A 25,675-nucleotide genomic window follows, 5' to 3' on the forward strand; every position below is an offset into this window, starting at 1 on the left:
TATTAATATTTTCTTACAAAAATAATACACTGAAAGATTGCATTGCAATAATGCTAACTAAACCAACAGTTATCATTGCAATAAAACCTACAACAAAGGGTTTATATCCCATAGATTTTAAATCTTTTAAGTTAGTAGATAACCCAATGGCAGCCATTGCCATACTTAAAAAAACTTTAGCTGAATCTTTAATAGTTGATACTGAGTTTTGCCAAATAATTTGAGAACTTTCTGTTAAAAATATCTGATCTCCAATATTTCGAAATATAATCATTCCAATAAAGCCTAATACAAAATATGGAAAAATATTAAGTAAAGAATAGTTTTTAGTTTTGGCTGTGTTTCTATTGTATAGATAAGCAAATAGGGGGATCATAATTACTAAAAAAGTATTTCTAATTAACTTTGTAACTGTTGAAATATTTAATGTTTCAGGACTATTAAATTGCTGGTCGTAAATTAATCCAGCTGCTGCAACTTGGGAAGTTTCATGAATAGCTGTACCTAAAAACAATCCTACAAATAGAGGATCTCCGTTAAAATAAATGTTTGCGAAATATGGATAGACTAACATTGAAATTATTCCAAAAACTGTGATATTCGCAATTGCATAAGCAACTTCTCCCTTGTTTGCTTTAATTATTGGAGCAGTTGCCATGATTGCAGTTGTTCCACAGACAGTGCTTCCAATCGATATTAAGTAAGCCATTCTAGTTGAAATCTTCAATTTTTTGATAAGAAGCTTAACTACAATTAAGACACTTAAAATGCAAACAATGATTAATGGAATTGCAATTGATCCAAATTTTAAAAATTCAAATGGTTTTAATTGAATGCCAAGACATATTATTCCAAGTTTTAAGATATATTTTTGAGTAAAATCTATTCCAAGTAGAAAACCTTTTCTCATCTGAAAAATATTTCCAAGCAAAATTCCCATTAAAATTGCTATCATAGCGGTTGATATTGGGCTCTTAGTATAACCTAATAACTCTATACCAATAATATTATTTAAGCCTTGAGATAAAGAGTAAAGAACAAAAGCTAAAAAGATACCTGGTAATAATATAAGTTGGTTTTTGAAAAACATTAATTTATTTATTGAATATTTTTATAATTATTAAAGCCTACAATTTTACCATAAAACAAAGCAAAATATTTAATTACATTTTTTAATTTGAAAAAAAATAAATATAAAAAAATTCCTAAGACAGATTTTATTAAAGATAAAAAATATAAATAAATACATAAAAATTTGTTTTTATTATAATGTTTTTTATATAGCGCACCCTGTCCCATTCCATATGAAAAAAATTTTGAATAAATTTGTTTTGAATTATCTAGTCCAATAAATTCTTCTGGATGGTACATAGAAACTTTAGAATTATAATAAATCTTTTTTTTTAAGCTTAGTGATGAAAAAATAAAATCAGTTTCATCACCACTACCAAATTTTGCTCCCAAACCTATATTTTTATCAAAATATAAATTTTCATTTTCTTTTTTGTTAATCCACATTGAGGAAGATAAACAGCAACTTGAATTAAAGTAATTAATTTTCTTACTGTTATCTTTCATATTTCTTGACAAGGGTAAATTTGAATTCATTTTGTTAATTCTACAAAACATCAAATCACAATTATTTCTGTTGAGGAATTCCCAACTTGATAAAAAGTAATCTTGACTAATTGAAACGTCATCATCGATAAAGGTCATAATTTTAGACCTAGATAGTTTAATTCCTTCATTTTTTGCATTAGATAAATTTTGTTCAGCAAGGTTCTTATATAAAATTTTATTATCTACTAAAAATTTTGGTAAGTTTTCGACTCTTCTATATTGATGTATTATAATTATACTGACTTCAAATTTACCACTCTGATTTTTTATTTGATTTATTAATGTCTCAAGTCCCAATAAGTCTTTGTTGGTACTTATGACGACATCTATTTCTCTTAACATTTAACCTTTTTAATTATCATTTTATAAATCTAAGTTTTTTAAATCATTTTCAAAGATATTAAATCATATTATGGTTTTAAATTTGTGTAATTTTAGTATATCTCTTTATTAATTTTTTTTAATATAATCTTATTCTTTAATATCAAAATGATTAATGTCATAATCGGCAAAAACTGTTCACTAACAAATGAATTAAACAAAAAAATTAAAAATTGTATAATTTATTCAGCTAGAGACCCCAATCTCATAGACAAAATCAGATTAATAAGTAAGAAAAAAATAAATATAATTTTTAATAATTTTTACCCATCAAGAAAAATTAGTGAAGTAAAACCTAAGGATTATAATGACTTTATTAGAATAAGCCTTTTATCAACTACTAATGTTTTAAATAACCTAAATCCTAAATATATAAATAAAATAATTTATAATAGCTCATCATCAATTTATGGTTTTAATAAAACTAATCTTAAAGATTCTTCAAATAGAAAATTAGCTTCTTCATTTAAAATTTTAAGTGAAAACTTAATTTATAATTTTTGCTCACAGAACAATATTAATTTTAATATTTTAAGAATTTTTAACTTATATAATGGCATTAACGATAAATTTTCAATTCTTGGTAAAATATTTACTTCTAAAAAATTACAAAAAAAAATTACAATTAATAATAATGGCGAATCCATGAGAGACTTTATACACATTAAAGATGTTGTTAAGATTATTTCTATTATTTTGAGAAAAAAAACTAAACATATAGTCTTGGATGTTGGAAGTGGCTTTGGAATTAAGATTAAAGATATATTAAGTTTTGTTAAATTTCCTAAAAAATTAATTCAATTTAAAAAAAATAATGAAGAAATTGATGCCTCTATAGCAGATACAACAAATCTTTTTTCTGAAATAAAAAAAATAGATTTTTACCCTATAGAAAAATTTCTTAAAAAAGAATTTAATGTTAAGAAGATTAAAAATAATAATATAATTAAAACAAGATACAAACCAAATTATAATAATAGTGGTGAATATGAATATATAATCTATGGGGCTGGAAATGCAGGAAAACAAATATATAATCAATTAATAAATAATAATGAAAAAGTATTTTGTTTTGTCGATGATAACCCAAAACTACAAGAAACTTACTATAAGAATAAAAAGATCATATCAATAACAGACATCGAAAAACTTTCTTTAAGAAAACAAATTAATTCTATAATAATTTCGATTGCAGACTTTGATCAAATTAAGCTTGAAAAATTGAAAATGCGCTTAAAAAAAATATGTGACAATGTAATTTATCTTCCCACAAAAAAAGAATTAATTTCTGATAAATTAAGTCTAAATGATACTTTTTCAATTGGTATAGAAGAGATTATTGGAAGAAGAGAGCTAAACATTAATAAAATAAATCCAAAAATTAAAAATAAAACAATACTAGTTACTGGTGCTGCTGGATCAATTGGTTCTGAATTATGTCGTCAAATTGAATTTTTAGATGCTAAAAATGTTATAGCATTAGACAATTCTGAAATATCTCTTTTTAATTTAAAAAAAATTGGACTAAAAAAAACTAAATTTATATTAGGTGATATAAAGGATAATAATTTAATTAATAATCTTATCATAAAGAATAAAGTATCTCATATTTTTCACGCTGCTGCATATAAGCATTTAAATATTTTAGAAAATAATATTCAATCAGCAATAACAAACAATGTGATTGGAACTTATTATTTACTTCTTAATGCAATTAAAAATAATTGTAATTTTACTCTTATTTCAACCGATAAAGCAGTAAATCCAACCAGTATTTTAGGATTAACTAAAAGATTTGCAGAAATAATATGTGTTTTCTTTAGAAAATTTAATAAAAAAAGCAATATTAATATTGTGCGTTTTGGAAATGTTTTTGGTAGCGTTGGATCTGCTGTACCAACATTTATTGATCAAATAAATAAAAATAAAACAATAACAATTACAGATAAAAATGTTAGTAGGTACTTTATGACCATAAAAGAGGCCTGCTTTTTAGTACTTGAAACAGCTAAAATGAAAAAACAAAATTTAACATTTGTTTTAAATATGGGTAAGCCCGTAAAAATTATTAAGATTATAAATTATTTAATAAATTTGAAAAAAAGAATAAATCCTTATTCAAAATACAAGATTAAAGAAATAGGACTTCAAAAAGGTGAGAAAGTTTCTGAACAATTATTTATTAGTAAAAACAAATTAAATAAAATGAATAATAACATATTTACTGTTCATGAAGAAAATTACTCTAAAATAAAATTTGAAGATATATTACGAAATTTAATCTATTTTTCGGAAAAAAATATGCCAAATCCTTCAATTAATTTGATTAAAAAAGTTTTAACAAAAGAAATTAGATAAAATATTTACTTAGTTTTTAATTTAAGCACTTCTATAAAGTTTAGTCATAACAAACTCTTTATGCCCTAACGCTTCAGCACAAGTTAATCTACCGTTGGCAACTCTAATCATTGATTTAATTAATTCATCACCAGCTTGAGACATAGTCATTTCACGTGATAGAATTTTTGATACATCACAATCAATATGTTCGCCCATACCTTTTACTGTTAATGGATTTGCAGTTAATTTAACAACTGGCTCAATAGGATTTCCAACGATATTACCTTGACCAGTTGGAAATAAGTGAATGTTAAATCCTGCTGCTGCTTGAAGAGTAATACATTCAGCTGCTGCAGATGAAGTATCCATAAAATATAAACCTTTTCCTTTAGTAGGTTCTTCTGCCGGTTCTAAAACATCAATAAATTTACATGATCCAATCTTTTGAAAGTTTCCAAATGCTTTTTCTTCAATTGTAGTTAATCCACCCGCAATATTTCCTGCAGTTGGTTGGCTTTCAGAAAGATCGTCTGTTGCTTCTTTTAAAATAAAATCGTTGTAATCACTCCACGTTTTCATGAATTTTTCAGAAGCTTCAGGAGTTGCACCACGTGTAGCACAAACTTTTTCAGCTCCAGTTAACTCTGACGTTTCACCAAAACATAAATGAACTCCTAATGGCTCTAACTTATCCATTAAGTTTCCAACTGTTGGGTTAGCAGCAAGACCTGATGTTGTGTCAGATTCACCACATTTAACCGAAATCCACAAATCACTTAAAGGACACTCTTCTCTTTGCTTTTCAGAAGCCCACATTGCAAACTCTTGAGCTTTTTTTGAAGCCTTCATGATTGTTCCAATATCACCAGTTCTTTCAATGTGAAATCCTTCAACTGGTTTTCCAGTTTTAGCAATTTCATCAACAATTCTTTTTGTCCATTTAGGCTCAATTCCAATGACAATTACAGCAGCAACGTTCGGGTTTTTTCCAGTTCCAATCATTGTTCTAAAGTGTAAATCTAAATCAGCACCAAATTGAAGTCTTCCATAAGAGTGAGGAAGGGCAATTGTCCCTTTAATATTGTTTGCTACAGCTTCAGCACAAGCGTTTGAGATATCATCTACAGGCAAAATGATTACGTGGTTTCTAGTGCCAACTCTGTCATTTTCTCTTTTATAACCTAAAAAACTTTTTGGAATTTCCATATTTTTTACCATTTCTTCGTTTTTACATTGTGAACATGAACATGCTCACCTTTTTTAATTGATTTAACTACCTTTCCAATATCATGACCATATTTCAAAATAGTATCACCTTCGTTAAGGTCAACCATTGCAATTTTATGTCCTAATTGAATTTCATCTACTGATTGAATCTTAATTGTTTTATCATTCTCCATAATCCAGCATGCACAATCTTGTTTTGGAGTGATTTTATCAATTACAACTACTCCTACGTTGTCTTTCTCATCGTGTATAATAATATCTGTAGCCATAATTGTGTCGATTTGTTTGTTTGAAATTTTTCAATTCTTATATATTAATCTTTAAAATTAACAAATTATTTATAGATTTTTTAACAACTTAAGCAGGAAGGCCTAATTATTATGACTAAAATGACAACAGAAGAAGCTTTTGTAAAAGTTTTACAAATGCATGGTATTGAGCACGCCTTTGGAATTATTGGTTCAGCTTTTATGCCTATTTCAGATATTTTTCCTGATGCAGGAATTACCTTTTGGGATGTTGCTCATGAAACAAACGGTGGATTAATTGCTGATGGTTACACAAGATCTACTGGTAAAATGTCTATGGTTATTGCACAAAATGGTCCTGGGATTACAGGTCTTGTTACTCCAATTAAAACTGCATATTGGAACCACACACCATTATTATTAGTAACACCTCAAGCTGCTAATAAAACTATGGGTCAAGGTGGCTTTCAAGAAGTAGAACAAATGAATTTATTTAAAGATATGGTTTGTTATCAAGAAGAAGTTAGAGACCCTTCAAGAATGGCAGAAGTATTAAATAGAGTAATTGAAAAAGCGATCAGAGGATCAGCACCAGCACAAATAAATGTGCCAAGAGATTACTGGACACAAGTTATTGATATTGACCTTCCTCCAATTGTTAGACTTGAGAGACAAGCAGGTGGAGTTGATGCAATTAAAAAAGCAGCTGAATTATTGTCAAACGCTAAATTTCCAGTAATTTTATCTGGCGCTGGTGTTGTAATTGGAGGAGCAATTGAAGATTGTAAAAAATTAGCTGAAAAACTGGATGCTCCAGTTTGTTCGGGATATCAACACAATGATAGTTTCCCAGGAAGTCATCCACTAGCTGCTGGACCCCTAGGGTATAATGGATCTAAAGCTGGAATGGAATTAATCAAGAAAGCTGATGTTGTTCTTGCACTTGGTACAAGATTAAATCCTTTCTCAACTTTGCCAGGTTATGGAATGGATTACTGGCCTAAAGATGCAAGCATCATTCAAGTTGATATGAATTCAGATAGAATTGGTTTAACTAAAAAAGTATCAGTTGGTATTTGTGGGGATGCAAAATTAGTATCTCAACAAATCTTAGCTCAACTTTCTACAACAGCTGGAGATACAAATAGAGAAGAAAGAAAAAACACAATTCACCAAACTAAATCTGCTTGGTTACAAGAGTTATCAAGTTTAGATCATGAAGATGACGATGAAGGTACAGTTTGGAATGCTGAAGCTAGAAAAAGAGATGCAGATAGAATGTCTCCTAGAGAAGCTTGGAGAGGAATTCAAGCAGGTATGCCTGATGATGTAATTATTTCTAGTGACATTGGAAATAACTGTGCAATAGGAAATGCCTATCCTACATTCGAAAAAGGTAGAAAATATTTAGCACCAGGGTTATTTGGTCCCTGTGGTTATGGCTTTCCAGCAATTCTTGGAGCAAAAATTGGATGTCCTGATACGCCGGTGATTGGTTTTGCGGGTGATGGTGCATTTGGTATTAGTATGAATGAAATGAGTTCATGTGCCAGAGAAGAATGGCCAGCAATTTCAATGGTAATTTTTAGAAATTATCAATGGGGTGCTGAAAAGAGAAATACCACTTTATGGTTTGATGACAACTTTGTTGGAACAGAACTTGATCCAGAATTAAGTTATGCAAAAGTTGCTGATGCTTGTGGTTTAAAAGGTGTAACGGTTCGCACTATGGAAGAAACTACCGCTGCAATTAAACAATCATGTGAAGATCAAAAGAAAGGAATTACAACATTTATTGAAGTAATTCTAAACCAAGAACTTGGAGAGCCTTTTAGAAGAGATGCTATGAAAAGACCTGTAAAAATAGCAGGTATTAAAAAAGAGGATATGAAGAAACAACCTTCATTGATCTAATTTTGAATAAAAACAAAATTAAGATTAGTTCCAATAGAAGTTTTGGGGTAGTTTTTTTTGTTATATTTTTAATAATCTCTATTTATCCACTAATTAATAATGACAGTATTAGAGTTTGGTCTTTAATCATAAGTATATTTTTTTTAATATTTGGATTAAAGAATTCAACAATTTTAACACCTTTTAATAAACTTTGGTTTAAATTTGGATTATTCATAGGTAGTTTTTTAGCTCCAATTGTAATGGCAGTTGTTTTTTTTTTAATAATAACACCTATTTCCTTAATAATGAAATTTTTTGGTAAAGATGTGCTGAATTTAAAAAAAAATAAACTCAAATCATATTGGATTGACAAAGATGGTCCAAAAAGCAAAATGAAAGACCAGTTTTAGAAGTGAAATTTTTAAAAAAAAAATTTATTTTAAAAAATAATTTAATTTCTTTTGATATTAATGATGATGTAACCAAAAAAGTTACAGATTTTTATAAAGATAGTCCTTTTCCAAATTACAAAAGAGACGATAATAAAATTACTATTTTAGAAAAAGGTAATAAAAATATTTTAGCAGCTCAATTTAAAAAATTTATTGGTTATAATAAAAATGTTTTAGAAGTGGGATGTGGAACGGGACAAATATCAATATACTTTTCAATTGGTACCAACAATAATGTAATTGGGTTAGATCCAACTAAAGAGTCATTAAACCTAGCATCCAACTTTTCAATAAAAAATAAAATAGACAATGTTAAATTTGTAAATGCTGATATTTTTGATGATGTATTGAAAGAGGATTTTTTTGATTTTATTTGGTGTAGTGGGGTATTACATCACACAAAAGACCCACAAGCTGCTTTTAATATAATATGTAACTCACTTAAAAAAGAAGGCTACATATTAATTGGTCTTTATAATAAAATAGGAAGAATTAGAACTATAATAAGAAAATATCTTTATAGAATATTGGGTGAAAATTTTTTAAAACTAATTGATCCTACATTAAGAAATTTAAAAAATGATCCAGAAGAACAAAAAGCATGGATAAGAGATCAGTATATTCATCCTGTAGAAAGTTTACATACTACAGATGAGGTTCTTAAGTGGTTTAACGAAAACAACATCGATTTTATTAGTTCTATTCCAGAATGTGATTTTGATGACGGAGGTTACGATAACCTGTTTGAAAAAAAATCTGTAGGAACACTTTATTCAAGGATTGTAAATCAAATTTCAATGATTTTTAATAGCCTAGGTTCTGACGGTGGACTATTCGTTCTAATTGGTAAAAAAAAATAATTTACACAATTTTATAAAACTTAAACTTCAGATAAATTTTATTGAATTATTCATTTTTAAAGATAAAAGATTAACATGAGTTTTTTAATTGAGTTCTGGAATTTTATAAAGTTTAGAAAAAAATATTGGTTAATACCCATATTAGTTACACTTGCTCTTTTTGGTGGCATAATTATTTTATCACAAGGGTCGGCTCTAGGACCACTTATCTATACAATATTTTAAAGTGAAGTCTATTTTAGGTATTTCTGCATTTTATCATGATAGTGCAGCCTCAATATTAATTAATGGAGAAATTATTGCTGCCGCACAGGAAGAAAGGTTTACACGAAAGAAACATGATGCAAGCTATCCATTTAATGCAGTAGAGTTTGTACTTAAATTTTCTGGATTAAAACTCAATGAAATCGATCAAATAATATTTTATGAAAAACCATTTTTAAAATTTGAAAGATTACTAGAAACCTATGTAGCTTTTGCACCTAGTGGTTTTAAATCTTTTTCTAAAGCAATGCCAATTTGGTTACGTGATAAACTTTTTCAAAAAAATTTACTTTTTACTGAGTTAAAAAGACATGATGAAAATTTTAAAGATATAAATAAATTATTTTTTTCTGATCACCACTTAAGTCATGCAGCTAGTGCTTTCTTTCCGTCACCATTTGAGGAAGCTATAGTTTTAACAGCTGATGGCGTAGGTGAGTGGGCAACCACAACTGTAGCTGTTGGTAATGGTAATAATTTAGAAATTAAAAAAGAATTACATTTTCCTCATTCATTAGGATTACTTTATTCTGCTTTTACTTATTACACAGGATTTAAAGTAAACAGTGGCGAATATAAACTTATGGGGTTAGCTCCATATGGAACTCCAATTTATACTGATAAAATTATTAATAACCTAATTGACATAAAAGAGGATGGAACATTTAGATTGGATCAAAAATATTTTAATTATACTACTGGATTAACTATGACTAATAAAAAATTTGACAGTTTATTTAACCAAAGCAGAAGAGACCCTGCAAAACAAGAAATAACACAATTTCATATGGATATTGCTGCATCAATTCAAAAAGTTACTGAAGACATTATGATTAAGTTGGCTAGATCTTTAAAAGATGAATACAAGATAGACAATCTATGCCTGGCAGGAGGTGTCGCTCTTAATTGTGTTGCAAATGGAAAAATTCTAAAAGAAAAAATTTTTAATAATATATGGGTACAACCTGCCTCAGGTGATGCAGGAGGTTCTCTTGGTGCTACTTTGGCTCTTTGGCATATTGAACAAAAGAATCCAAGACAAGTTAATCCAAACGATAGTATGCAAGGCTCATACTTAGGCCCAGAATATTCTCAAGAAGAGATAATAGATGAATTAAAAAAGATAGGAGCCAATTTTGAAATATTAAGTGAAAATGATCTTATAGAACAAACAGCTATAGATTTATCTGAAGGAAAAGCTATTGGTTGGTTTCAAGGTAGAATGGAGTTTGGTCCAAGAGCATTAGGTGCTAGATCTATTTTAGGTGATCCTAGAACATCTGAAATGCAAAAAACATTAAATCTAAAAGTAAAATATAGAGAAAGTTTTAGACCATTTGCACCTTCAGTATTAAGAGAAGATGCTTCAGAATGGTTTGAAATTGATGATGAAAGTCCTTATATGCTTTTAGTTTCAAATATAAACTCAAAAAAAACATACAATATGAGTGAAAAAGAAAAGGCGCTATTTGGAATTGATAAACTTAATATTAAAAGGTCAGAGATACCAGCTGTAACACACGTTGATTATACAGCAAGAATTCAAACTGTTAAAAAAGAAGTAAATCAAAAATACTATAATTTGATTAAAAGATTTAAAGAAAAAACAAATGTTCCAGTTGTTGTAAACACATCGTTTAACGTGAGAGGAGAGCCAATTGTTAATACACCCTATGATGCATTTAATTGTTTTATGGGAACAGAATTAGATAATTTAGCAATAGGAAATTGTTATTTAAAAAAAATTGATCAAAATAAACAATTAAAAAAAAATTACCAAAATGAATTTGAATTGGACTAAAAGTATAAAAATTATTAAGAAATTTTTTATTTTTTTTTTATATATATTTTTTTTATAATTATTGGAGATATAACTTATAGTAATTTAACAAAAGATGAAAAAATTCAATATGATTGTTTTCATTACAAAAATGTAAATTTTAATAATAAGGCATATCATGATTATTATTTAAAAAAAAATTGTACAGCCACTGAAAAACAAAGAACTGTTTTGCCGTATAAAGTCTATACAGATAAAGATGGTTATAGATATTCAGGTAAAAAAAGAAATGAAAATAAGCAAAATGTTGTTTTCTTGGGCGATTCCCAAACATATGGTTATGGATCAAAGTTTGAAGATACATTTGTAGGAATGACAGATAAGAATATTTCAGATTTTGAAATATACAACCTTGGTATGCCTGGATATGGGATTAAAAAATATTATTATACGCTTAATGAATTTTTAGAAAATAAAAGCGTAAAAAAAGTTTTTGTAATTCTGGATATGACTGATGTGACAGATGCATCTTTGAGGTGGGTTGATATTCCTGATAATATATCACCTGTTGTTATGTCAAATGATACAAATCAAGAAATGAGTAGATGGAAAAAAATTAAAAATTCTAATTTCAAAGGTACAAGATTATTAATATTTTATGTTAGAAATTTTATGAGATATATAAAATTAAAAGTTTTTTCAACAAATCTAGGCACTAAAGATGGAGCATTAAAAACTAATTTAGCTAATTTTACATATACAGATATAGAAAATCATCAAAATTTAGATAAAGAAAAATTTGATTATAGTTTAAAAACTATTGAAGAATATTTTTTTAAAATTAGTGAATTATCAAAAGTAAATAATTTTGAATTATACTTGATAATTTTCCCCTGGCCTGAAACTTTAATATATGGACAAAAAAAATTTAACTGGGAAAATTTTAATAGTGAATTATGCAAAAAAAATAATTGTAAAAAATTAATTAATTTATTTGGAGAATTTAAAAGAATTAAAGATAAAGACAAAAACTGGAAACATTTAATTTATATTGATGATGATGTTCACTTAAAAAAACTAGGTAACTCAATCATAGGAAATAAAATTATTGAACAATTTTAGATTGTTAAACACTGATATCTATTTATAGACTGACAATTTAACTTCATTATATAATATTGAACAACATATGAAACACTCTGAACAGTAAGCAGGCAAATACTTGATTGGACTAAAAATAAAATCTATTATAAAACAACGATAATTAAGTGGTGGAGTAGCTCAGTCGGTTAGAGCGCAGGACTCATAAGCCCGCTGTCCGCTGTTAGTTATCGCAGTATAGCTATCGCAATTACCATTCTCACATTCCTTGACACACACATGACACAGTGAGAAAGTATTTTTTAATGAAAAAAATTTTATTAATAATCTTTCTAGGTCTTTTGTTGAGTGTAAATGCAAAAGCAGCAAGTATTGCTGGGGAATTAACCCAATTAAATAATTTGTTCAAAGAAGGAGCAATCACAAAAGATGAATTTTCAAAAGCTAAAAATATTTTATTAAAAACAGACTCACAAGAGGATTTAATTACAAAAAAAAATAATATTAAAAAAAGAAAAGTCATAGTTGAAAAAAAAAAAAATATTAAAAAAGTAAAGACCACAGTCGAAAAAGTGGATAAAAAAATAGTAAAAAAAGATTTTAATCAAGATTTGACTAAATCCTATGTACATTTGAGTGAACTTGATCAACTAGGAACTTTTACAAGAATATTGGATGTTCCTTCTGGACTGTTTAAATCTAAAAGAAAATCTTTTGCTTCAAGAGCAAGTAAATCAACAAAAGATATGTATTTAATTTTTGTTCAACAAAAAAACCTTATGGAAAAAAACCCAGAAAATTTAATGAAGGCTATGGGTTATTTCGAATTTTTCTATATGGAACAACTTAGGAAAAAAGAAAAACATATTAGATCTTTTAGAGAGAAATGGCCCAACATACCCCACCACGTAAAGAAAGATATTAAAAGCTTATACTCATTAAATCAGGCAAGAAAAACAATGAGAGAGTCAATGGGGCTAACACTAAATGATGATGTTCAAGTGGCCTTAAAAAGATACATGTTAATGCATGATTTTTTAATCCAGGCAAAAAAAGAAGTTATTATATTAACACCTAGTGAAAAAAAATTAAGAAAAAACAGTAAAAAACTTAATGCTGGTCTTAGCAGTTTAAAGAAAAATATAACATTAAGAAAAGAACAAAGAATCAAAGAAAAAGTTTTTTATAAAGATCATAAAAAATATACCACAAGAGTTAAAAGTTCATTAAGACAATTATCTAAACTAGAAGGTGCTAATGGAGAGTTTTATCAGACTATCAATAAATTATTCACAAAAACTTTAGAAAATATATCAAACCATGATTTAACTTTGGATAGTTTGGCTTTTATGTCAGCTATAATTAAGGATGTTGAAAAAGATATAATTCCAAAAAAACATATTCAAAATATGGAAGAAGTAAAAATTGAAACACTTCCAGAAGAAGATCAGAAAGTTTTAGCTGCAATTAGCATTGGAATGAAAATGCAAAAAAAAGCAAAAAAAAATCTTTTACAAAATTCTATTTTAAATCTTAGCAATAATGGTTTTAAAATTGATAGCTATATAAATTCAATTGAAAAAAATAATTTTGATCTTAAGTCTATTGTCATGACCTTTGATGACTATGATAATATGAAAAGATGGGCTTCAAAAGATTGGGCAAAATCATGGAAGGGTCAACTGCCATCCGAGGTTAAAGATACAGATGGAAATTTGATAGAATTTACGAATGAAAATATTGAAGATCTAAAAGCACAACTTGCAATTAATACTTTTAATGAGATGATCAATATTGACAAGAATGATTTAGGATTATCTATAAATGATAGTATCAAAGAAATTGCTAAGGAAATACAATCTTCAGGTGGTTTTAATATTGACGATTATCTTAATCAAGATTTTACTATAACACTTAACAATTACAGTCAGCTTGTTGGTAGCTCTCTTGGAATTGATATTAATGATTTTAAAGATTTAACCAAAGTAGCTAACGATTTTTATGGAAGTAATATGACTTCAGAAGATTATGCAAACCATTGGCAGAGTGCTCAATATATGGATAGTACATCAAATTGGGGTGATGTTACACTTGGAGTTGATTTGATTGATCAAATGGGTTCTTTTGATGCCGCATCAATTGCAAAGGATCTTGGAACAGACTTACAAACAGTTGCAGATAGTATTTCTCAAGCAGCAACAGTTGGTGTATCTACTGATCTTGAAGCTGCTGCTCAAGGCCTTGGTTATGGTAGTTTTGCAGATGCAGTCGCAGCTTATAACGCTCAGTACGGAACTAACTATACAACAGAAAGTGCTAAAGAGGCATTAGGACAATAAAAAAATCTAAACGTATAAATTTATTTCCCGTTGCGAGTCCACAGGAACCTCGTATGAAGTATTCTTGACTCACATAGAACACAGTCAGCAACGAAATCAGAGAAATACTTGATTGGACAGAAAATAAAATCTATTATAAAACAACGATAATTAAGTGGCGGGGTAGCTCAGTCGGTTAGAGCGCAGGACTCATAAGCCTGAGGTCAGTGGTTCGATTCCACTTCCCGCTACCATTTTAAATAATTTTTTTTAATTTGGCTAAGTTCATAGTTTGATTGAATGGAAATTTTATATTTTTTTTAGCTTTTATTTTTTTTATAGAAGGATTAAATTTTTTAGCAAAGTTAAAAACAGACTGTGATTTACCACCAACATTAATGATACCTTTTTTATTAATAAGTTTTGGTAGCATGTTTACTAAATCTTCATGAAACATAAAATTAGTTTTTAAGTTTGTGTAAGCTTTCTTGTACATAAAAGGTTTTTCCGTCATTGTTATTCTTAATATTAAAGAATTTTTATACATAGTTACTGCACACTCACCCCCTAATTTAGAAAGTCCATAATTATTAAAAGGTTTAACGGGATCACTTTCTTTACAGTTTCCTTTTTTACCCTCATAAACATATCCAGTAGAAAAATATACTAATTTAATTTTAAACTTTTCACATACTTTTGTTAAATTTGCAGTCCCAATAATATTCAAGTCTATACTTTTAGAAATTTCTTTTTCATGAATATTCATTGGTCTTGATAAGCCCGCACAATGTAAAATAATCGATGGTTTAATTTTTTTAATAATACTTTCGATAGACTTAACTTTTAAAATATTACATTCTCTTTTGTTAGTGAAAAATAAATTTAATTTTTTATTTTGTTTTTTTAGTATTTTTGCAAATCTGCCCTCACCACCTGTAACTAATATTCTATTTTTCATAATAGATATTTTTTTTAAATTCATTGAAAGAAATATTTTTTTTATCTTTAGCAGATATTAAAGGTGTTTTTGTAGGCCATTTGATCTTAAGGTCTTTATCATTATATCGAATTCCACATTCACTTTTAGCATCTCGATAATTTGTGCAACTGTATACTACATAGTTTTCACGATCAATTGTGTAAAAACCATGAGCAAAACCAGCTGGAATATACAAAGACTTATTATTTTTTTCACTCAGAATGATTGAAAAAGTTTTTCCAAATGTTTTAGATTTTTTTCTTAAATCCACTACAACGTCAAAAATTCTACCTTTAATAACTGATATATATTTTCCTTGAGAGTTTTTATTTTGAATATGAAGCCCTCTCAACACATTCCTTTTGGAAAAAGACATAACAACAAATGGAAAATTTTGTTTTACTTGTTTTTCTATTAGTAGTTCTTTAAAATAGCCTCTTTTATCTCTATATAATTTTTTTTTAAGAATTAATAGACCTTTAAATTTTGTTTTATAGATCATTTAGTAATAAGTTTTTTTAAGTAATGAGAATATTCACAATTTCCATAAAACTTAATTGCATCTAAAATATGGGTTTTATTAATCCATTTATTCAAAAATGCTATTTCTTCAATACATGCGATTTTAAAGCCTTGTTGGTTTTCAATCGCAGAAACAAAATTACTTGTTTTGTAAAAATCCTCTATAGAACCTGTATCCAACCATGCTCCACCTCTACCGATATAATCAGCTGATAATTGGTTTTTCTTTCTGTATTTATTTAATAGATCAGTAATTTCTAATTCATTTCTCTTTGAGGGTTTTAATTCTTTTGAAAATTTAACAACTCTATTATCAAAAAAATAAAGGCCAGTTATAGCTAGATCAGATATAAATTTTTTAGGCTTTTCTTTTATTAAAGTAATTTTATTTTTATTTACTTTAGCAACACCATATCTTTCTGGCTTAGCAACTCTATGTAGTAAAACTTTAGCTCCTTTCTTTAGTTGTACACACTCAAGAAGTCTGGTTGATAAATATTGTCCATAAAAAAAATTATCACCTAAAATTAAAGAAACATCATCTTTACCGATAAATTTGTCACCTAAAATAAAAGCATCTGGTAAACCTTTTGGAGATTCTTGTTCGATGTAAGTTATTTTAATTCCCAGTCGTTTTCCATCAGGTAGTATTTTCTTATATTGATCTAACTGTCCTTTATTAATAATTATTAAAATATCTTTAATTTTTGCTAACATTAATATTGATAAAGGATAAAAAATTAGAGGTTTATCATATATTGGAAGAAGCTGTTTATTTACTGCTTTAGTCAGAGGACTCATTCTTGTGCCCATACCACCAGATAATATAATTCCTTTTTTAATCATTTTTTTATTCCAATTCTCTTAATGATATCCTTCTTATTAAGTTTTGAATAGTATTTTTGATTTTCAAAATACCATAAAAAAGTTTTTTTAAGACCATTTTTAAAATTTGTTTTTGGCTGCCATTTAAGTTTTTTTTTTAGTTTATTGCTATCAATCGCATATCTTATGTCATGACCAGGTCTATCTTTAATAAAATTAATCTTTACATTTTTACCAACTTTAATTTTGTGTTTGGCTGTAATTAATAATTTTTTTACAACTGATATGTTGTCTAAATTGAAATTTGATCCAATATTATAAAATTCTCCTATAGTACCTTTCTTATAAATTTTGATTAAAGCATCACAATGATCATCAACATAAATCCATTCTCTAGAATTTTTGCCCTTACCATAAATAGGTAAATTTTTATTATTTAAAATATTATATATTAATTTTGGTATAAGTTTTTCAGGGTGCTGTCTGGGACCATAATTATTTGAACAGTTTGTTATAATTGCAGGAATTTTAAAAGTTCTAACATAAGAATAAACCAAGTGATCAGATGCAGCTTTTGATGCAGAATATGGTGAGCTTGGTTTATAAGCGTCAATCTCTTTGGATCTACCTTTTAAAACGTCACCATATACCTCATCAGTCGATATATGAATTAATTTTGTTTTTTTATTTTTTTTAGAATATCTTTTAAACGCCTCTAAAATAGAAAATGTACCAAGGATATTAGAATTTATAAAAGTTTTTGGGCCATCAATAGAACGGTCTACATGAGTTTCTGCTGCAAGATTGTATATACAGTGAGGTTTAAATTTATTTAGGATTTTATCAATCTTTGTTTTATTTTGAATATCACATTTAATAAATTTATATCTTTTATTTTTTGAGAATTTTTTTGTATTATAGAAATTTGAAGCGTAACCAATCTTATCAATATTGATAACACTATAATTTTGTTTTAAAAGCATACCAATTAAGTTACTTCCTATGAAACCGAGCCCACCAGTTACTAAAATCTTATGCATTATTTTTTTTACAACAAACTTTACTTTAAGTATACTTGTTTATCTTAATGAATTTAAATCTCCAAAACATTACCTTTATAATTGTTTCATTTAAAAGTGAAAACGTTATTTATGACTGCATAAACTCGCTTCCGCAAAATTCAAATAAAATTATTATTGAGAATTCTAAAAATGTTAAACTAAAAAAAGACTTAGAAACAAAATATGACAATATTGAGGTCTTATTAAGTGAAAATTTGGGAATGGGTGCTTCAAATAACATAGGAATTAAAAGAGCTAATACAGAATTTGTATTCGTTATAAACCCAGATGTTAAGTTTAAAAAAGATACTTTTGAGAACCTGGTAATTTCAAGTAAAAAAATAGAAGATTTTGCAATTCTCTCACCTATGCATAATCAGTCAAACTTTCCTAATTATAAGGGTGGTAAGAATTTTTTAGACAAAGATCAAAATATTATTTCAGTTGACTCTATTGATGGTTTTTCAATGCTCATTAACAAAGAAAAATTTAAAAACCACATTTTTTTTGATGAAAATATTTTTTTATATCTAGAAAATGATGATTTATGTTTTAAAGTCAAGGAGAGAGGTGAAAATATATATATTATTAAAAATTCTTTGATTGAGCATCTTGGAGGTTCATCTGTACATTTGAATAAAACTAATAATATTGAATATTTAAGAAATTGGCACTGGATGTGGTCTAAGTTTTATTTTAATAAAAAACACTATGGTTTTTTGAAAGCATTTGTAAATATTTTTTTTAATATTTTTTCTGCAAATATAAAATATATTTTTTATTTGATAACATTTAATACACATAAAAAAGAAATATATAAAATGAGATTATTTGGTGCCATTAACTCTATAATTGGAAATAATTCTTTTTTTAGATTAGATGACTAATGACCAGGAAATTCCATTAAGCTTTCAGCTTTATGACCTGCTTTAATTAGCTTGTTATTTCCACCAAGATCAAAGAGATTAATTACAAATATAAAACCAGCAACATTTCCCTCAGAAATTTTTATTAATTTAGCTGCAGCATCAGCAGTACCTCCAGTTGCTATTAAATCATCAATTATTAGGACTAAGTCATCCTTTTTAATAGAATCTTTATGAACTTCAATAGTTGCAGTTCCATATTCAAGCTCGAAATCAACAGAATATGTTTCTGAGGGTAATTTATTTTTTTTTCTAAGCATAATAAATGGTTTTTTTAATAAATAAGAAACAGCAGATGCAAATACAAACCCTCTTGATTCAATTGCTGCAATTTTATCAATTTTGAAATTTTTTGATCTTTCAACTATTTGATTTATGCATTCTGAAAAAGCATTTTCATTTTCAATTAAAGGTGTGATATCTCTAAATAATATTCCTTTTTTTGGATAATCAGGTATGGACCTTATATAATCTTTTAAATTCATGTTAATTTAGTTTATATGATTGAATAAATTATTTTTGAAATATGGCAAACAATAAATTAGCTATAATAGGTGGAAGCGGCCTTTATGATATTGAGGAATTTAAAGATCGTGAATTACTTGATTTAAATACTCCTTGGGGAAAGCCATCTGATCAAATTTTAAAGACATATTATAATAATAAAACAGTTTATTTTTTACCGAGACATGGAAAAGGTCATTTTATTTCTCCATCAAATATCAATTTTAGAGCAAATATTGACGCACTTAAACAATTGGGTGTAACAGATATTGTATCAGTTTCAGCTGTGGGATCTCTGAAAGAAAATCTTCATCCAGGTAAATTTGTAATAGTTGATCAATTTATCGATAGAACTTTTGCTAGAACTAAAACTTTTTTTGACGACGAGATTGTTGCCCATGTATCAATGGCGCACCCAACTTCAAATGGTCTAATGAATTCATGTGAAGAAGCTATAAAGAAAGAAAAAATCGATTATCAAAGAAATGGAACATATGTAGTTATGGAAGGACCTCAATTTTCGACACTAGCTGAATCAAATTTATATAGGTCATGGAACGCAGATGTAATTGGCATGACTAACATGCCAGAAGCAAAATTAGCAAGAGAGGCAGAAATTAGATATGCATCAGTATCAATGGTTACTGATTTTGATTGTTGGCATCCTGATCATGAAAATGTAGATGTTCAACAAGTTATTAAAATTCTTTTAGGTAATGCTGAAAAGGCAAAAAAAATGATTAAAAATATAATTGATAATTTTGAAGATTTTATTGACCCAAAAGATCCAACTAACAATTGCTTAGATGTAGCAGTTATAACAGCAAGTGAAAAAAGAACTCAAAAGACAATTGATAAGTTAAAAACAGTTGCAGGACGAATTCTGAATAAATGAAAATTGCAGGAAAAGAATATAGAACAATTTGGTATGAAGATGATGTTGTCAAAATAATTGATCAAACTAAGCTTCCACATAAATTTATAATTAAAGATCTTAAAACTGTTAAAGATGCAATTAATGCCATTAAAATAATGGAAGTAAGAGGAGCACCTTTAATTGGTGGTACAGCTGCATATGGAATAGTTTTGGCAGTAAAAGAAAATAATGATCCTCTTTTTATTAAAAAAAGTTCAGAAGATTTAATTAATTCAAGACCAACTGCTATCAATTTAAAGTGGGCAGTAGATCGTATGATGAAAAAATTATCAGGCATTAGTAGTGATAAAATTTTGAATATTGCTTCAATTGAAGCCAAAATAATTTGTGATGAGGATGAAAAGTTCTGTAAAAATATTGGGTTAAATGGATTGAAAATTATTGAAGAAATTTATAATAAAAAAAAAGATACAGTTAATATTTTAACACATTGTAATGCTGGTTGGTTAGCAACCATTAATTGGGGTACTGCAACATCACCTATTTATCATGCTCATAAAAAAGGGATTCCAATTCATATTTGGGTAGATGAAACTAGACCTAGAAACCAGGGAGCTAATTTAACTTCACATGAATTAAATGAGGAAGAAATTCCAAATACTATTATTGCAGATAACACAGGAGGAATTTTAATGCAAAGAGGCGAGGTTGATATGTGTATTGTTGGGTCTGATAGAACTTTGTCAAATGGTGATGTTTGTAACAAAATAGGCACTTATCTTAAAGCTTTGGCAGCTCATGATAATAATGTACCATTTTATGTTGCATTACCAAGCTCAACAATAGATTGGGATATTAATGACGCCAAAGATATTCCGATTGAAGAAAGAAATTCAGAGGAACTATCTCACATCGAAGGTATAGATGAAAATAATGAAATAAAAAAAGTTTTAATATATCCTAAAAAAAGCAAAGCAATGAACCTCGCTTTTGATGTTACACCAGCAAAGTACGTAACAGGATTAATTACAGAAAAAGGAATTTCTGAAGCATCAAGTGATGCATTAAAGAAAATGTTTAGATAATGAAAAATTTAAGATCTGAAGTTATAAAGTATGCTAAAATGCTAAATAGTAGAAAGCTTTCTGCATTAAGATCTGGAAATGTATCTGTAAGATATAAAGATGGTTTTTTAATAACACCTTCAGGAGCAAAATATTCTTTATTAAAAAATAAAGATATAGTTTTTGTTTCTATTCAAGGAAAATTTGATAAAAAAAAAGGAATTCCATCCTCTGAATGGAAGTTTCATCAAGATATTTATAATAATAAAACAGAAGCGAAAGCAATAATTCATTCACATTCAAACTGCGCAACAGCAATTTCTACTCATGGAAAAGGAATTCCAGCATTTCACTATATGATAGCAATGGCAGGTGGTAACGATATTAAATGTGCAAAATATGCAACATATGGAACAAGAGAACTATCTAAAAATATTCTTAAAGTACTAAAACAGAGAAAAGCATGTTTAATTGGCAATCACGGACAGATTGCATTTTCTGAAAATTTATCTAAAGCATTTGAGTTAGCTGAAGAGGTTGAAAATCTTTCTAACCAGTATATAAAAGCCCTAAAAATTGGTAAGCCTAAAATTTTATCATCAAAAGAAATGAATAAAGTTTTAAGTAAAGCAAAAAATTATAAGAAGGGATAATTTTTTATGACTAAAGTAGGTGAACATATAACTTTAGATATTATCGGTACAACTCAGGAATATGATCCTTCAGTCTTTGAGAATGCCATCTATAAAATTGCAAAAGTTGCAGAAGTAACTGTTCTTAAAATTTCAAAATATAAATTTGAACCACAGGGTTTTACAATACTTGCTTTATTAGCAGAAAGTCACATTAGCTTTCATACATTTCCTGAAAAAGGAATTATTAGTTTTGATTTTTTCACTTGTGGAAAGATTAGCCCATCAATTGCCTTCGAAATCATTAAACAAGAATTTAAATATAAAAGAATTATTAAAAAAGAGTTTAACAGAGATACTAAATCTTTGTATCATGACATTTATAGTTCTCCAGGTTTGCAAAAATCATATATAGTTAATGATGTGATTGAAGATTTTAATTCCAAAGTTGGTCAACATATTGAAATTTTAGATTTAGAACAATTTGGTAAATCTCTATTTATTGATGGTGAAATTCAAGTTGCTTCAACGGATGAACATTTATATAGCTCAACATTTGTTGGCGCTGGTTTAGATCTAAACAAAGATAATGAAAAGGCTGCTATAATTGGTGGTGGTGATGGTGGTGTTGCTAGAGAATGTATTTCAAAAAAATTTAGTTTTGTCGATTGGTATGAGCTTGATCCTGAAGTTGTGGATATTTGCAACAAACACTTAGGAGATATTGGAAAAAAAGCTACTGAAAAAAATTCAGTTAAATGTGTCTGGGGAGATGCGTTTGAAAATATAAAATCTGTAAAAGAAGATACCTATGACCACATATTTGTAGACCTTAATGATGACCAATTTTGTATAGATTTGGCTGCTAAAAATATGGACTCTATGATTAGAATATTAAAACCAAAAGGAGTAATTACAGCTCAGGTTGGAAGCCAAGATAAAAAGCCTAAACAAGTTGATAACTGGCTAAATGTATTTAATCATCACTTTGGGAATACTAAATTATCTAGAGTTTACATCCCTAGTTTTGATTGTTCTTGGAATTTTTCATCTTCAATAAACCATTAATTTTCTTTTTAATTCACTAAATTTGTGAAATAATATTTATTTAATCAAAGGAGAAAATAATGAATATATTTAAAAAAACTATTTTTTCAGTTCTTGCTTCTCTACTAATTATTGGAAATGTTTACGCATCTGATAAAATTAGAATTGGGACTGAAGGAGCTTATCCTCCATGGAATTCAAAAGATGCTTCAGGCAAACTAATTGGATTTGAGGTTGAATTAGCTTATTCACTATGTAGATACATAGGAAGACAATGTGAAGTCGTAGAACAGGATTGGGATGGAATGATACCAGCTCTTCAAATGAGAAAATTTGATGCAATAATGGCTGGGATGTCAATCACTGATGAAAGAAAAAAAGTTATAACATTTTCTCAAGGTTATGCTGATGAAGTAGCTTCTCTTGCTGTAATGAAAGGTTCAAGTCTTGAAGGAATTGATACTCCTGCTGGTATTGGACTTTCTAGTCCAAATGGTGATGCTAAAAAAGCTTTAAAAACTATTACTGCTGCGTTAGCTGGTAAAACTGTTTGTACTCAAACAGGAACTATTCACCAAAACTTTTTAGAGTCTGGTGATGTAGGAAAAGTTAATGTTAGAACTTACAAAACACAAGATGAAGTTAATTTAGACTTAGCTTCTGGAAGATGTGATGTAGCTTTAGCTGCTGCTGTAGCATTTACTGATTATGCTGACAAATCTGGAAAATCAGTTGTTCTTGTTGGACCAACTTTTTCAGGCGGAGCATTTGGTAATGGTGTAGGAGTTGGCTTAAGACAGGCCTCTCAACTAGGTGGAACACTTGGTGCAAGAGATGCTGAACTTTTAAATGCTTTTAACAAAGCCATTAATCAAGCGAGAAAAGATGGTGTTATTAGTAGACTTGCGATAAAGCATTTTGGCTTTGATGCTTCTATGTAATTAATATTTTGAAAAGGCGACTATTTATTTAGTCGCCCTTTCGATAATGGATCTTTTAACTTTCGGAAAAACTGGTTGGGGAGATGAGTTGTTTTATGCAACTCTAATGACTATTGCTGTTTCAATTACAGCAATGGTAATAGGTTTTTTATTTTCAGCAATTTTTACACCCCTCAAACTATCAAATAATAAATTTCTAAATCTTGTGGCTAACTCTTACACTACTGTCATAAGGGGTGTTCCAGAGTTATTGGTAATTTACCTTTTTTTCTTCGGTGGAAGTGGGGCAATAATGTATGTGGCATCAATATTTGGCTATAATGAATATATAGAAATAAATGCTTTTATTACAGGATCTGTTGCAATTGGTATAATTTCAGGAGCGTATTCAACGGAAGTTTTCAGAGGAGCAATTCAATCGATCGACAAAGGTCAGTTTGAAGCTTGTAAAGTTTTAGGATTAAAAAAATATATTTACTTTTTAAAAGTAATAATGCCTCAAATGCTAAGACTAGCAATTCCTAATTTAAGTAATGTTTGGCAAATAACTTTAAAAGACACATCATTAATATCTGTTACTGGTTTAGTTGAGATTATGAGACAATCATATATTGCAGCAGGATCAACGAGAGATCCATTATTTTTTTATTCTTTTGCTGCAGTTTTATATTTGATGTTAACTTTTTTAAGCATGAAATTGATTAATAGGCTTGAAGTTAAATATAGTAGGGGATTTTAATGGATTTAGGATTAATGGCTTCGAGCTTACCAAAATTATTGAGCGCAGCAGTTATAACTTTAAAATTATTATCAGCATCACTATTAATTGGTTTATTTATTGGTTTGTTATTTGCAATTTTAAGACTAAGTAAAAATTCTATTATTAATAGATTTGCTTATACTTATTCTTATATTTTTAGAGGTACACCTTTATTAGTTCAAATATTTATAATTTATTATGGGCTTGGACAAATAGAATACTTTAGAACAACTTTTCTTTGGGTTATTTTTAAGGAACCATATTGGTGTGCAATAATAGCATTTGCATTAAATACTGGTGCATATACATCTGAAATTTTAAGATCAGCTTTTCAAACTATTAAACCTGGAATTATTGAGGCAGGTAAAAGTTTAGGAATTTCAAATAAAATTATTTTTTATAAAATTCAAATACCTGTTGCTATTAGACAGTCTTTGCCTGCTTATGGTAATGAAATTATACTAATGATGAAGGGCACTTCTCTAGCAAGCACTGTTACATTGATGGATATTACAGGTGTTGCTAAGCACATTGTCTCCACTACATACAAACCATTGGAAATATTTATTACAGCTGGAGCAATTTATTTGTTTATGACTTTTTTAATTCACAATTTGATAAAATACTTAGAAAAAAAATATAGTTTTCAATAAGAGGTATATTCTTTAATTTCTTTAATTTTAGAGCCAGTAAGATTGTTAATTTCTAATTTTATTTTAGCACGATCGTCATTTAGGAAATGAACATCTCTTGAAAGTTTTATAAAGTTTTCTGCAAAATCAGAATTTTTTTCACATATTCTTTTATCATCTTCAATAACCCACAATTTAGCATTAATTTCTTTTAGAGATTGAAATAAATTATTAAGTTTATCATCAGATTTTACATTTTGCTCTAATTGACCCTTTAAAATACTATACTCATCATTGATAAACTTTAGTTTTTCAGAGTCTTTAATTTTTTCTTTTTTAATTTCAAGGATAGAAATTTTATCTAAAAGTTCTCCAACAGATACTTCGACTAGAATTTTATTCATAAAAATTTATAGTA

The 25,675-nt window shown here is 27.9% G+C and carries 26 protein-coding genes and 1 tRNA gene; 17 read left to right on the top strand and 10 right to left on the bottom strand.

Features of this window, described 5'->3' with window-relative positions:
• Nucleotides 1–13: 13 nt before the first annotated feature.
• Nucleotides 14–1,090 carry a YeiH family protein gene (locus ABXT47_RS02020; protein ID WP_415309081.1) on the bottom strand — a complete coding sequence of 359 codons (1,077 nt, stop codon included), beginning with the start codon at nt 1,088–1,090 and terminating at the stop codon, nt 14–16.
• An 8-nt stretch (nt 1,091–1,098) separates the two neighbouring features.
• Nucleotides 1,099–1,962, bottom strand: coding sequence for a glycosyltransferase (locus ABXT47_RS02025; RefSeq protein ID WP_415309083.1), 864 nt, complete (start codon nt 1,960–1,962; stop codon nt 1,099–1,101).
• A 147-nt stretch (nt 1,963–2,109) separates the two neighbouring features.
• Here ABXT47_RS02025 and ABXT47_RS02030 point away from each other — a divergent pair, with 147 nt between their 5' ends.
• Nucleotides 2,110–4,359 carry a polysaccharide biosynthesis protein gene (locus ABXT47_RS02030; RefSeq protein WP_415309085.1) on the top strand — a complete coding sequence of 750 codons (2,250 nt, stop codon included), beginning with the start codon at nt 2,110–2,112 and terminating at the stop codon, nt 4,357–4,359.
• 21 nt (nt 4,360–4,380) lie between these two features.
• Here ABXT47_RS02030 and ABXT47_RS02035 read toward each other — a convergent pair whose 3' ends face one another.
• A complete protein-coding gene (locus ABXT47_RS02035) occupies nt 4,381–5,547 on the bottom strand; it encodes a UxaA family hydrolase (protein WP_415309361.1) in 1,167 nt (388 codons plus the stop codon).
• Nucleotides 5,548–5,552: 5 nt separating this feature from the next.
• Nucleotides 5,553–5,837 carry a UxaA family hydrolase gene (locus ABXT47_RS02040; protein ID WP_415309086.1) on the bottom strand — a complete coding sequence of 95 codons (285 nt, stop codon included), beginning with the start codon at nt 5,835–5,837 and terminating at the stop codon, nt 5,553–5,555.
• A 111-nt stretch (nt 5,838–5,948) separates the two neighbouring features.
• On the opposite strand from ABXT47_RS02040, the gene xsc reads away from it, so the two are divergent.
• The 8 genes from xsc (at nt 5,949) to ABXT47_RS02080 (ending at nt 14,741) form a co-directional block, all read left to right on the top strand.
• Complete coding sequence (xsc, locus tag ABXT47_RS02045; protein ID WP_415309088.1) at nt 5,949–7,730, top strand: sulfoacetaldehyde acetyltransferase; 1,782 nt, start codon at nt 5,949–5,951, stop codon at nt 7,728–7,730.
• A gap of 2 nt (nt 7,731–7,732) precedes the next feature.
• Entirely contained in the window at nt 7,733–8,122 is a 390-nt protein-coding gene (locus ABXT47_RS02050; RefSeq protein ID WP_415309089.1) for an SxtJ family membrane protein, read from the top strand.
• A gap of 2 nt (nt 8,123–8,124) precedes the next feature.
• Nucleotides 8,125–9,024: a class I SAM-dependent methyltransferase gene (locus ABXT47_RS02055; RefSeq protein WP_415309090.1), complete on the top strand. Its 900-nt coding sequence runs from the start codon at nt 8,125–8,127 to the stop codon at nt 9,022–9,024.
• A 75-nt stretch (nt 9,025–9,099) separates the two neighbouring features.
• Nucleotides 9,100–9,249 (top strand): DUF5989 family protein, encoded by a 150-nt coding sequence (locus ABXT47_RS02060; protein WP_415309091.1) that lies wholly within the window; start codon nt 9,100–9,102, stop codon nt 9,247–9,249.
• Between the two features lies 1 nt (nt 9,250).
• A complete protein-coding gene (locus ABXT47_RS02065; RefSeq protein ID WP_415309092.1) occupies nt 9,251–11,089 on the top strand; it encodes a carbamoyltransferase in 1,839 nt (612 codons plus the stop codon).
• A gap of 210 nt (nt 11,090–11,299) precedes the next feature.
• Nucleotides 11,300–12,190 (top strand): hypothetical protein, encoded by an 891-nt coding sequence (locus ABXT47_RS02070; RefSeq protein ID WP_415309093.1) that lies wholly within the window; start codon nt 11,300–11,302, stop codon nt 12,188–12,190.
• Between the two features lie 284 nt (nt 12,191–12,474).
• Nucleotides 12,475–14,508, top strand: coding sequence for a hypothetical protein (locus ABXT47_RS02075; RefSeq protein WP_415309094.1), 2,034 nt, complete (start codon nt 12,475–12,477; stop codon nt 14,506–14,508).
• A 156-nt stretch (nt 14,509–14,664) separates the two neighbouring features.
• Nucleotides 14,665–14,741, top strand: a tRNA-Met gene (locus ABXT47_RS02080).
• Between the two features lie 2 nt (nt 14,742–14,743).
• Here ABXT47_RS02080 and ABXT47_RS02085 read toward each other — a convergent pair.
• From ABXT47_RS02085 to rfbB, 4 genes are read right to left on the bottom strand one after another with little or no spacing between them, the layout of a single operon-like run.
• Nucleotides 14,744–15,445 (bottom strand): sugar nucleotide-binding protein, encoded by a 702-nt coding sequence (locus ABXT47_RS02085; protein WP_415309095.1) that lies wholly within the window; start codon nt 15,443–15,445, stop codon nt 14,744–14,746.
• On the bottom strand, nt 15,435–15,968 hold the full coding sequence (gene rfbC, locus ABXT47_RS02090) for a dTDP-4-dehydrorhamnose 3,5-epimerase (protein ID WP_415309096.1): 534 nt from the start codon (nt 15,966–15,968) through the stop codon (nt 15,435–15,437). Before rfbC ends, ABXT47_RS02085 begins: the two co-directional genes overlap by 11 nt.
• Nucleotides 15,965–16,834 (bottom strand): sugar nucleotidyltransferase, encoded by an 870-nt coding sequence (locus ABXT47_RS02095; RefSeq protein ID WP_415309097.1) that lies wholly within the window; start codon nt 16,832–16,834, stop codon nt 15,965–15,967. Before ABXT47_RS02095 ends, rfbC begins: the two co-directional genes overlap by 4 nt.
• Nucleotides 16,831–17,853, bottom strand: a complete 1,023-nt coding sequence (gene rfbB / locus ABXT47_RS02100; protein WP_415309098.1) for a dTDP-glucose 4,6-dehydratase — start codon at nt 17,851–17,853, stop codon at nt 16,831–16,833. The genes ABXT47_RS02095 and rfbB overlap by 4 nt, the downstream gene beginning before the upstream one ends.
• A gap of 47 nt (nt 17,854–17,900) precedes the next feature.
• Here rfbB and ABXT47_RS02105 point away from each other — a divergent pair, with 47 nt between their 5' ends.
• A complete protein-coding gene (locus ABXT47_RS02105; protein WP_415309099.1) occupies nt 17,901–18,761 on the top strand; it encodes a glycosyltransferase family 2 protein in 861 nt (286 codons plus the stop codon).
• Here ABXT47_RS02105 and ABXT47_RS02110 read toward each other — a convergent pair.
• Nucleotides 18,758–19,285, bottom strand: coding sequence for an adenine phosphoribosyltransferase (locus ABXT47_RS02110; protein WP_415309100.1), 528 nt, complete (start codon nt 19,283–19,285; stop codon nt 18,758–18,760). The genes ABXT47_RS02105 and ABXT47_RS02110 overlap by 4 nt on opposite strands.
• A gap of 41 nt (nt 19,286–19,326) precedes the next feature.
• On the opposite strand from ABXT47_RS02110, the gene ABXT47_RS02115 reads away from it, so the two are divergent.
• The 7 genes from ABXT47_RS02115 to ABXT47_RS02145 are packed head-to-tail and all read left to right on the top strand — an operon-like array spanning nt 19,327 to nt 25,278.
• Complete coding sequence (locus ABXT47_RS02115; protein WP_415309101.1) at nt 19,327–20,199, top strand: S-methyl-5'-thioadenosine phosphorylase; 873 nt, start codon at nt 19,327–19,329, stop codon at nt 20,197–20,199.
• Nucleotides 20,196–21,266, top strand: a complete 1,071-nt coding sequence (mtnA, locus tag ABXT47_RS02120; protein ID WP_415309102.1) for an S-methyl-5-thioribose-1-phosphate isomerase — start codon at nt 20,196–20,198, stop codon at nt 21,264–21,266. Before ABXT47_RS02115 ends, mtnA begins: the two co-directional genes overlap by 4 nt.
• The gene (locus ABXT47_RS02125; protein WP_415309103.1) at nt 21,266–21,898 is read left to right on the top strand and encodes a class II aldolase/adducin family protein; all 633 of its coding nucleotides are present in this window, start codon (nt 21,266–21,268) and stop codon (nt 21,896–21,898) included. The genes mtnA and ABXT47_RS02125 overlap by 1 nt, the downstream gene beginning before the upstream one ends.
• Before the next feature lie 6 nt (nt 21,899–21,904).
• Nucleotides 21,905–22,945 carry an adenosylmethionine decarboxylase gene (gene speD, locus ABXT47_RS02130; RefSeq protein ID WP_415309104.1) on the top strand — a complete coding sequence of 347 codons (1,041 nt, stop codon included), beginning with the start codon at nt 21,905–21,907 and terminating at the stop codon, nt 22,943–22,945.
• Between the two features lie 59 nt (nt 22,946–23,004).
• On the top strand, nt 23,005–23,865 hold the full coding sequence (locus ABXT47_RS02135; protein ID WP_415309105.1) for a transporter substrate-binding domain-containing protein: 861 nt from the start codon (nt 23,005–23,007) through the stop codon (nt 23,863–23,865).
• A gap of 46 nt (nt 23,866–23,911) precedes the next feature.
• Nucleotides 23,912–24,604 (top strand): ABC transporter permease, encoded by a 693-nt coding sequence (locus ABXT47_RS02140; RefSeq protein ID WP_415309106.1) that lies wholly within the window; start codon nt 23,912–23,914, stop codon nt 24,602–24,604.
• Complete coding sequence (locus ABXT47_RS02145; RefSeq protein ID WP_415309107.1) at nt 24,604–25,278, top strand: ABC transporter permease; 675 nt, start codon at nt 24,604–24,606, stop codon at nt 25,276–25,278. The genes ABXT47_RS02140 and ABXT47_RS02145 overlap by 1 nt, the downstream gene beginning before the upstream one ends.
• Here the strand turns inward: ABXT47_RS02145 and ABXT47_RS02150 are convergent.
• Nucleotides 25,272–25,661: a DUF6165 family protein gene (locus ABXT47_RS02150; RefSeq protein WP_415309108.1), complete on the bottom strand. Its 390-nt coding sequence runs from the start codon at nt 25,659–25,661 to the stop codon at nt 25,272–25,274. The genes ABXT47_RS02145 and ABXT47_RS02150 overlap by 7 nt on opposite strands.
• Between the last annotated feature and the right edge of the window lie 14 nt (nt 25,662–25,675).

The sequence above is a fragment of the Candidatus Pelagibacter sp. Uisw_099_02 genome, from assembly GCF_047727625.1.
Classification (GTDB): domain Bacteria; phylum Pseudomonadota; class Alphaproteobacteria; order Pelagibacterales; family Pelagibacteraceae; genus Pelagibacter.

Excerpts from the sequence above, each read along its gene's own strand:
- ABXT47_RS02025 (WP_415309083.1), bottom strand. The coding sequence starts at position 1,962 with ATGTTAAGAGAAATAGATGTCGTCATAAGTACCAACAAAGACTTATTG.
- ABXT47_RS02150 (WP_415309108.1), bottom strand. The coding sequence starts at position 25,661 with ATGAATAAAATTCTAGTCGAAGTATCTGTTGGAGAACTTTTAGATAAA.
- mtnA (WP_415309102.1), top strand. The coding sequence starts at position 20,196 with ATGAAAATTGCAGGAAAAGAATATAGAACAATTTGGTATGAAGATGAT.
- ABXT47_RS02085 (WP_415309095.1), bottom strand. The coding sequence starts at position 15,445 with ATGAAAAATAGAATATTAGTTACAGGTGGTGAGGGCAGATTTGCAAAA.
- ABXT47_RS02020 (WP_415309081.1), bottom strand. The coding sequence starts at position 1,090 with ATGTTTTTCAAAAACCAACTTATATTATTACCAGGTATCTTTTTAGCT.
- ABXT47_RS02135 (WP_415309105.1), top strand. The coding sequence starts at position 23,005 with ATGAATATATTTAAAAAAACTATTTTTTCAGTTCTTGCTTCTCTACTA.
- ABXT47_RS02115 (WP_415309101.1), top strand. The coding sequence starts at position 19,327 with ATGGCAAACAATAAATTAGCTATAATAGGTGGAAGCGGCCTTTATGAT.
- ABXT47_RS02035 (WP_415309361.1), bottom strand. The coding sequence starts at position 5,547 with ATGGAAATTCCAAAAAGTTTTTTAGGTTATAAAAGAGAAAATGACAGA.
- rfbB (WP_415309098.1), bottom strand. The coding sequence starts at position 17,853 with ATGCATAAGATTTTAGTAACTGGTGGGCTCGGTTTCATAGGAAGTAAC.
- rfbC (WP_415309096.1), bottom strand. The coding sequence starts at position 15,968 with ATGATCTATAAAACAAAATTTAAAGGTCTATTAATTCTTAAAAAAAAA.
- ABXT47_RS02125 (WP_415309103.1), top strand. The coding sequence starts at position 21,266 with ATGAAAAATTTAAGATCTGAAGTTATAAAGTATGCTAAAATGCTAAAT.
- ABXT47_RS02030 (WP_415309085.1), top strand. The coding sequence starts at position 2,110 with ATGATTAATGTCATAATCGGCAAAAACTGTTCACTAACAAATGAATTA.
- ABXT47_RS02140 (WP_415309106.1), top strand. The coding sequence starts at position 23,912 with ATGGATCTTTTAACTTTCGGAAAAACTGGTTGGGGAGATGAGTTGTTT.
- speD (WP_415309104.1), top strand. The coding sequence starts at position 21,905 with ATGACTAAAGTAGGTGAACATATAACTTTAGATATTATCGGTACAACT.
- ABXT47_RS02060 (WP_415309091.1), top strand. The coding sequence starts at position 9,100 with ATGAGTTTTTTAATTGAGTTCTGGAATTTTATAAAGTTTAGAAAAAAA.
- ABXT47_RS02075 (WP_415309094.1), top strand. The coding sequence starts at position 12,475 with ATGAAAAAAATTTTATTAATAATCTTTCTAGGTCTTTTGTTGAGTGTA.
- xsc (WP_415309088.1), top strand. The coding sequence starts at position 5,949 with ATGACTAAAATGACAACAGAAGAAGCTTTTGTAAAAGTTTTACAAATG.
- ABXT47_RS02105 (WP_415309099.1), top strand. The coding sequence starts at position 17,901 with ATGAATTTAAATCTCCAAAACATTACCTTTATAATTGTTTCATTTAAA.
- ABXT47_RS02110 (WP_415309100.1), bottom strand. The coding sequence starts at position 19,285 with ATGAATTTAAAAGATTATATAAGGTCCATACCTGATTATCCAAAAAAA.
- ABXT47_RS02040 (WP_415309086.1), bottom strand. The coding sequence starts at position 5,837 with ATGGCTACAGATATTATTATACACGATGAGAAAGACAACGTAGGAGTA.
- ABXT47_RS02145 (WP_415309107.1), top strand. The coding sequence starts at position 24,604 with ATGGATTTAGGATTAATGGCTTCGAGCTTACCAAAATTATTGAGCGCA.
- ABXT47_RS02095 (WP_415309097.1), bottom strand. The coding sequence starts at position 16,834 with ATGATTAAAAAAGGAATTATATTATCTGGTGGTATGGGCACAAGAATG.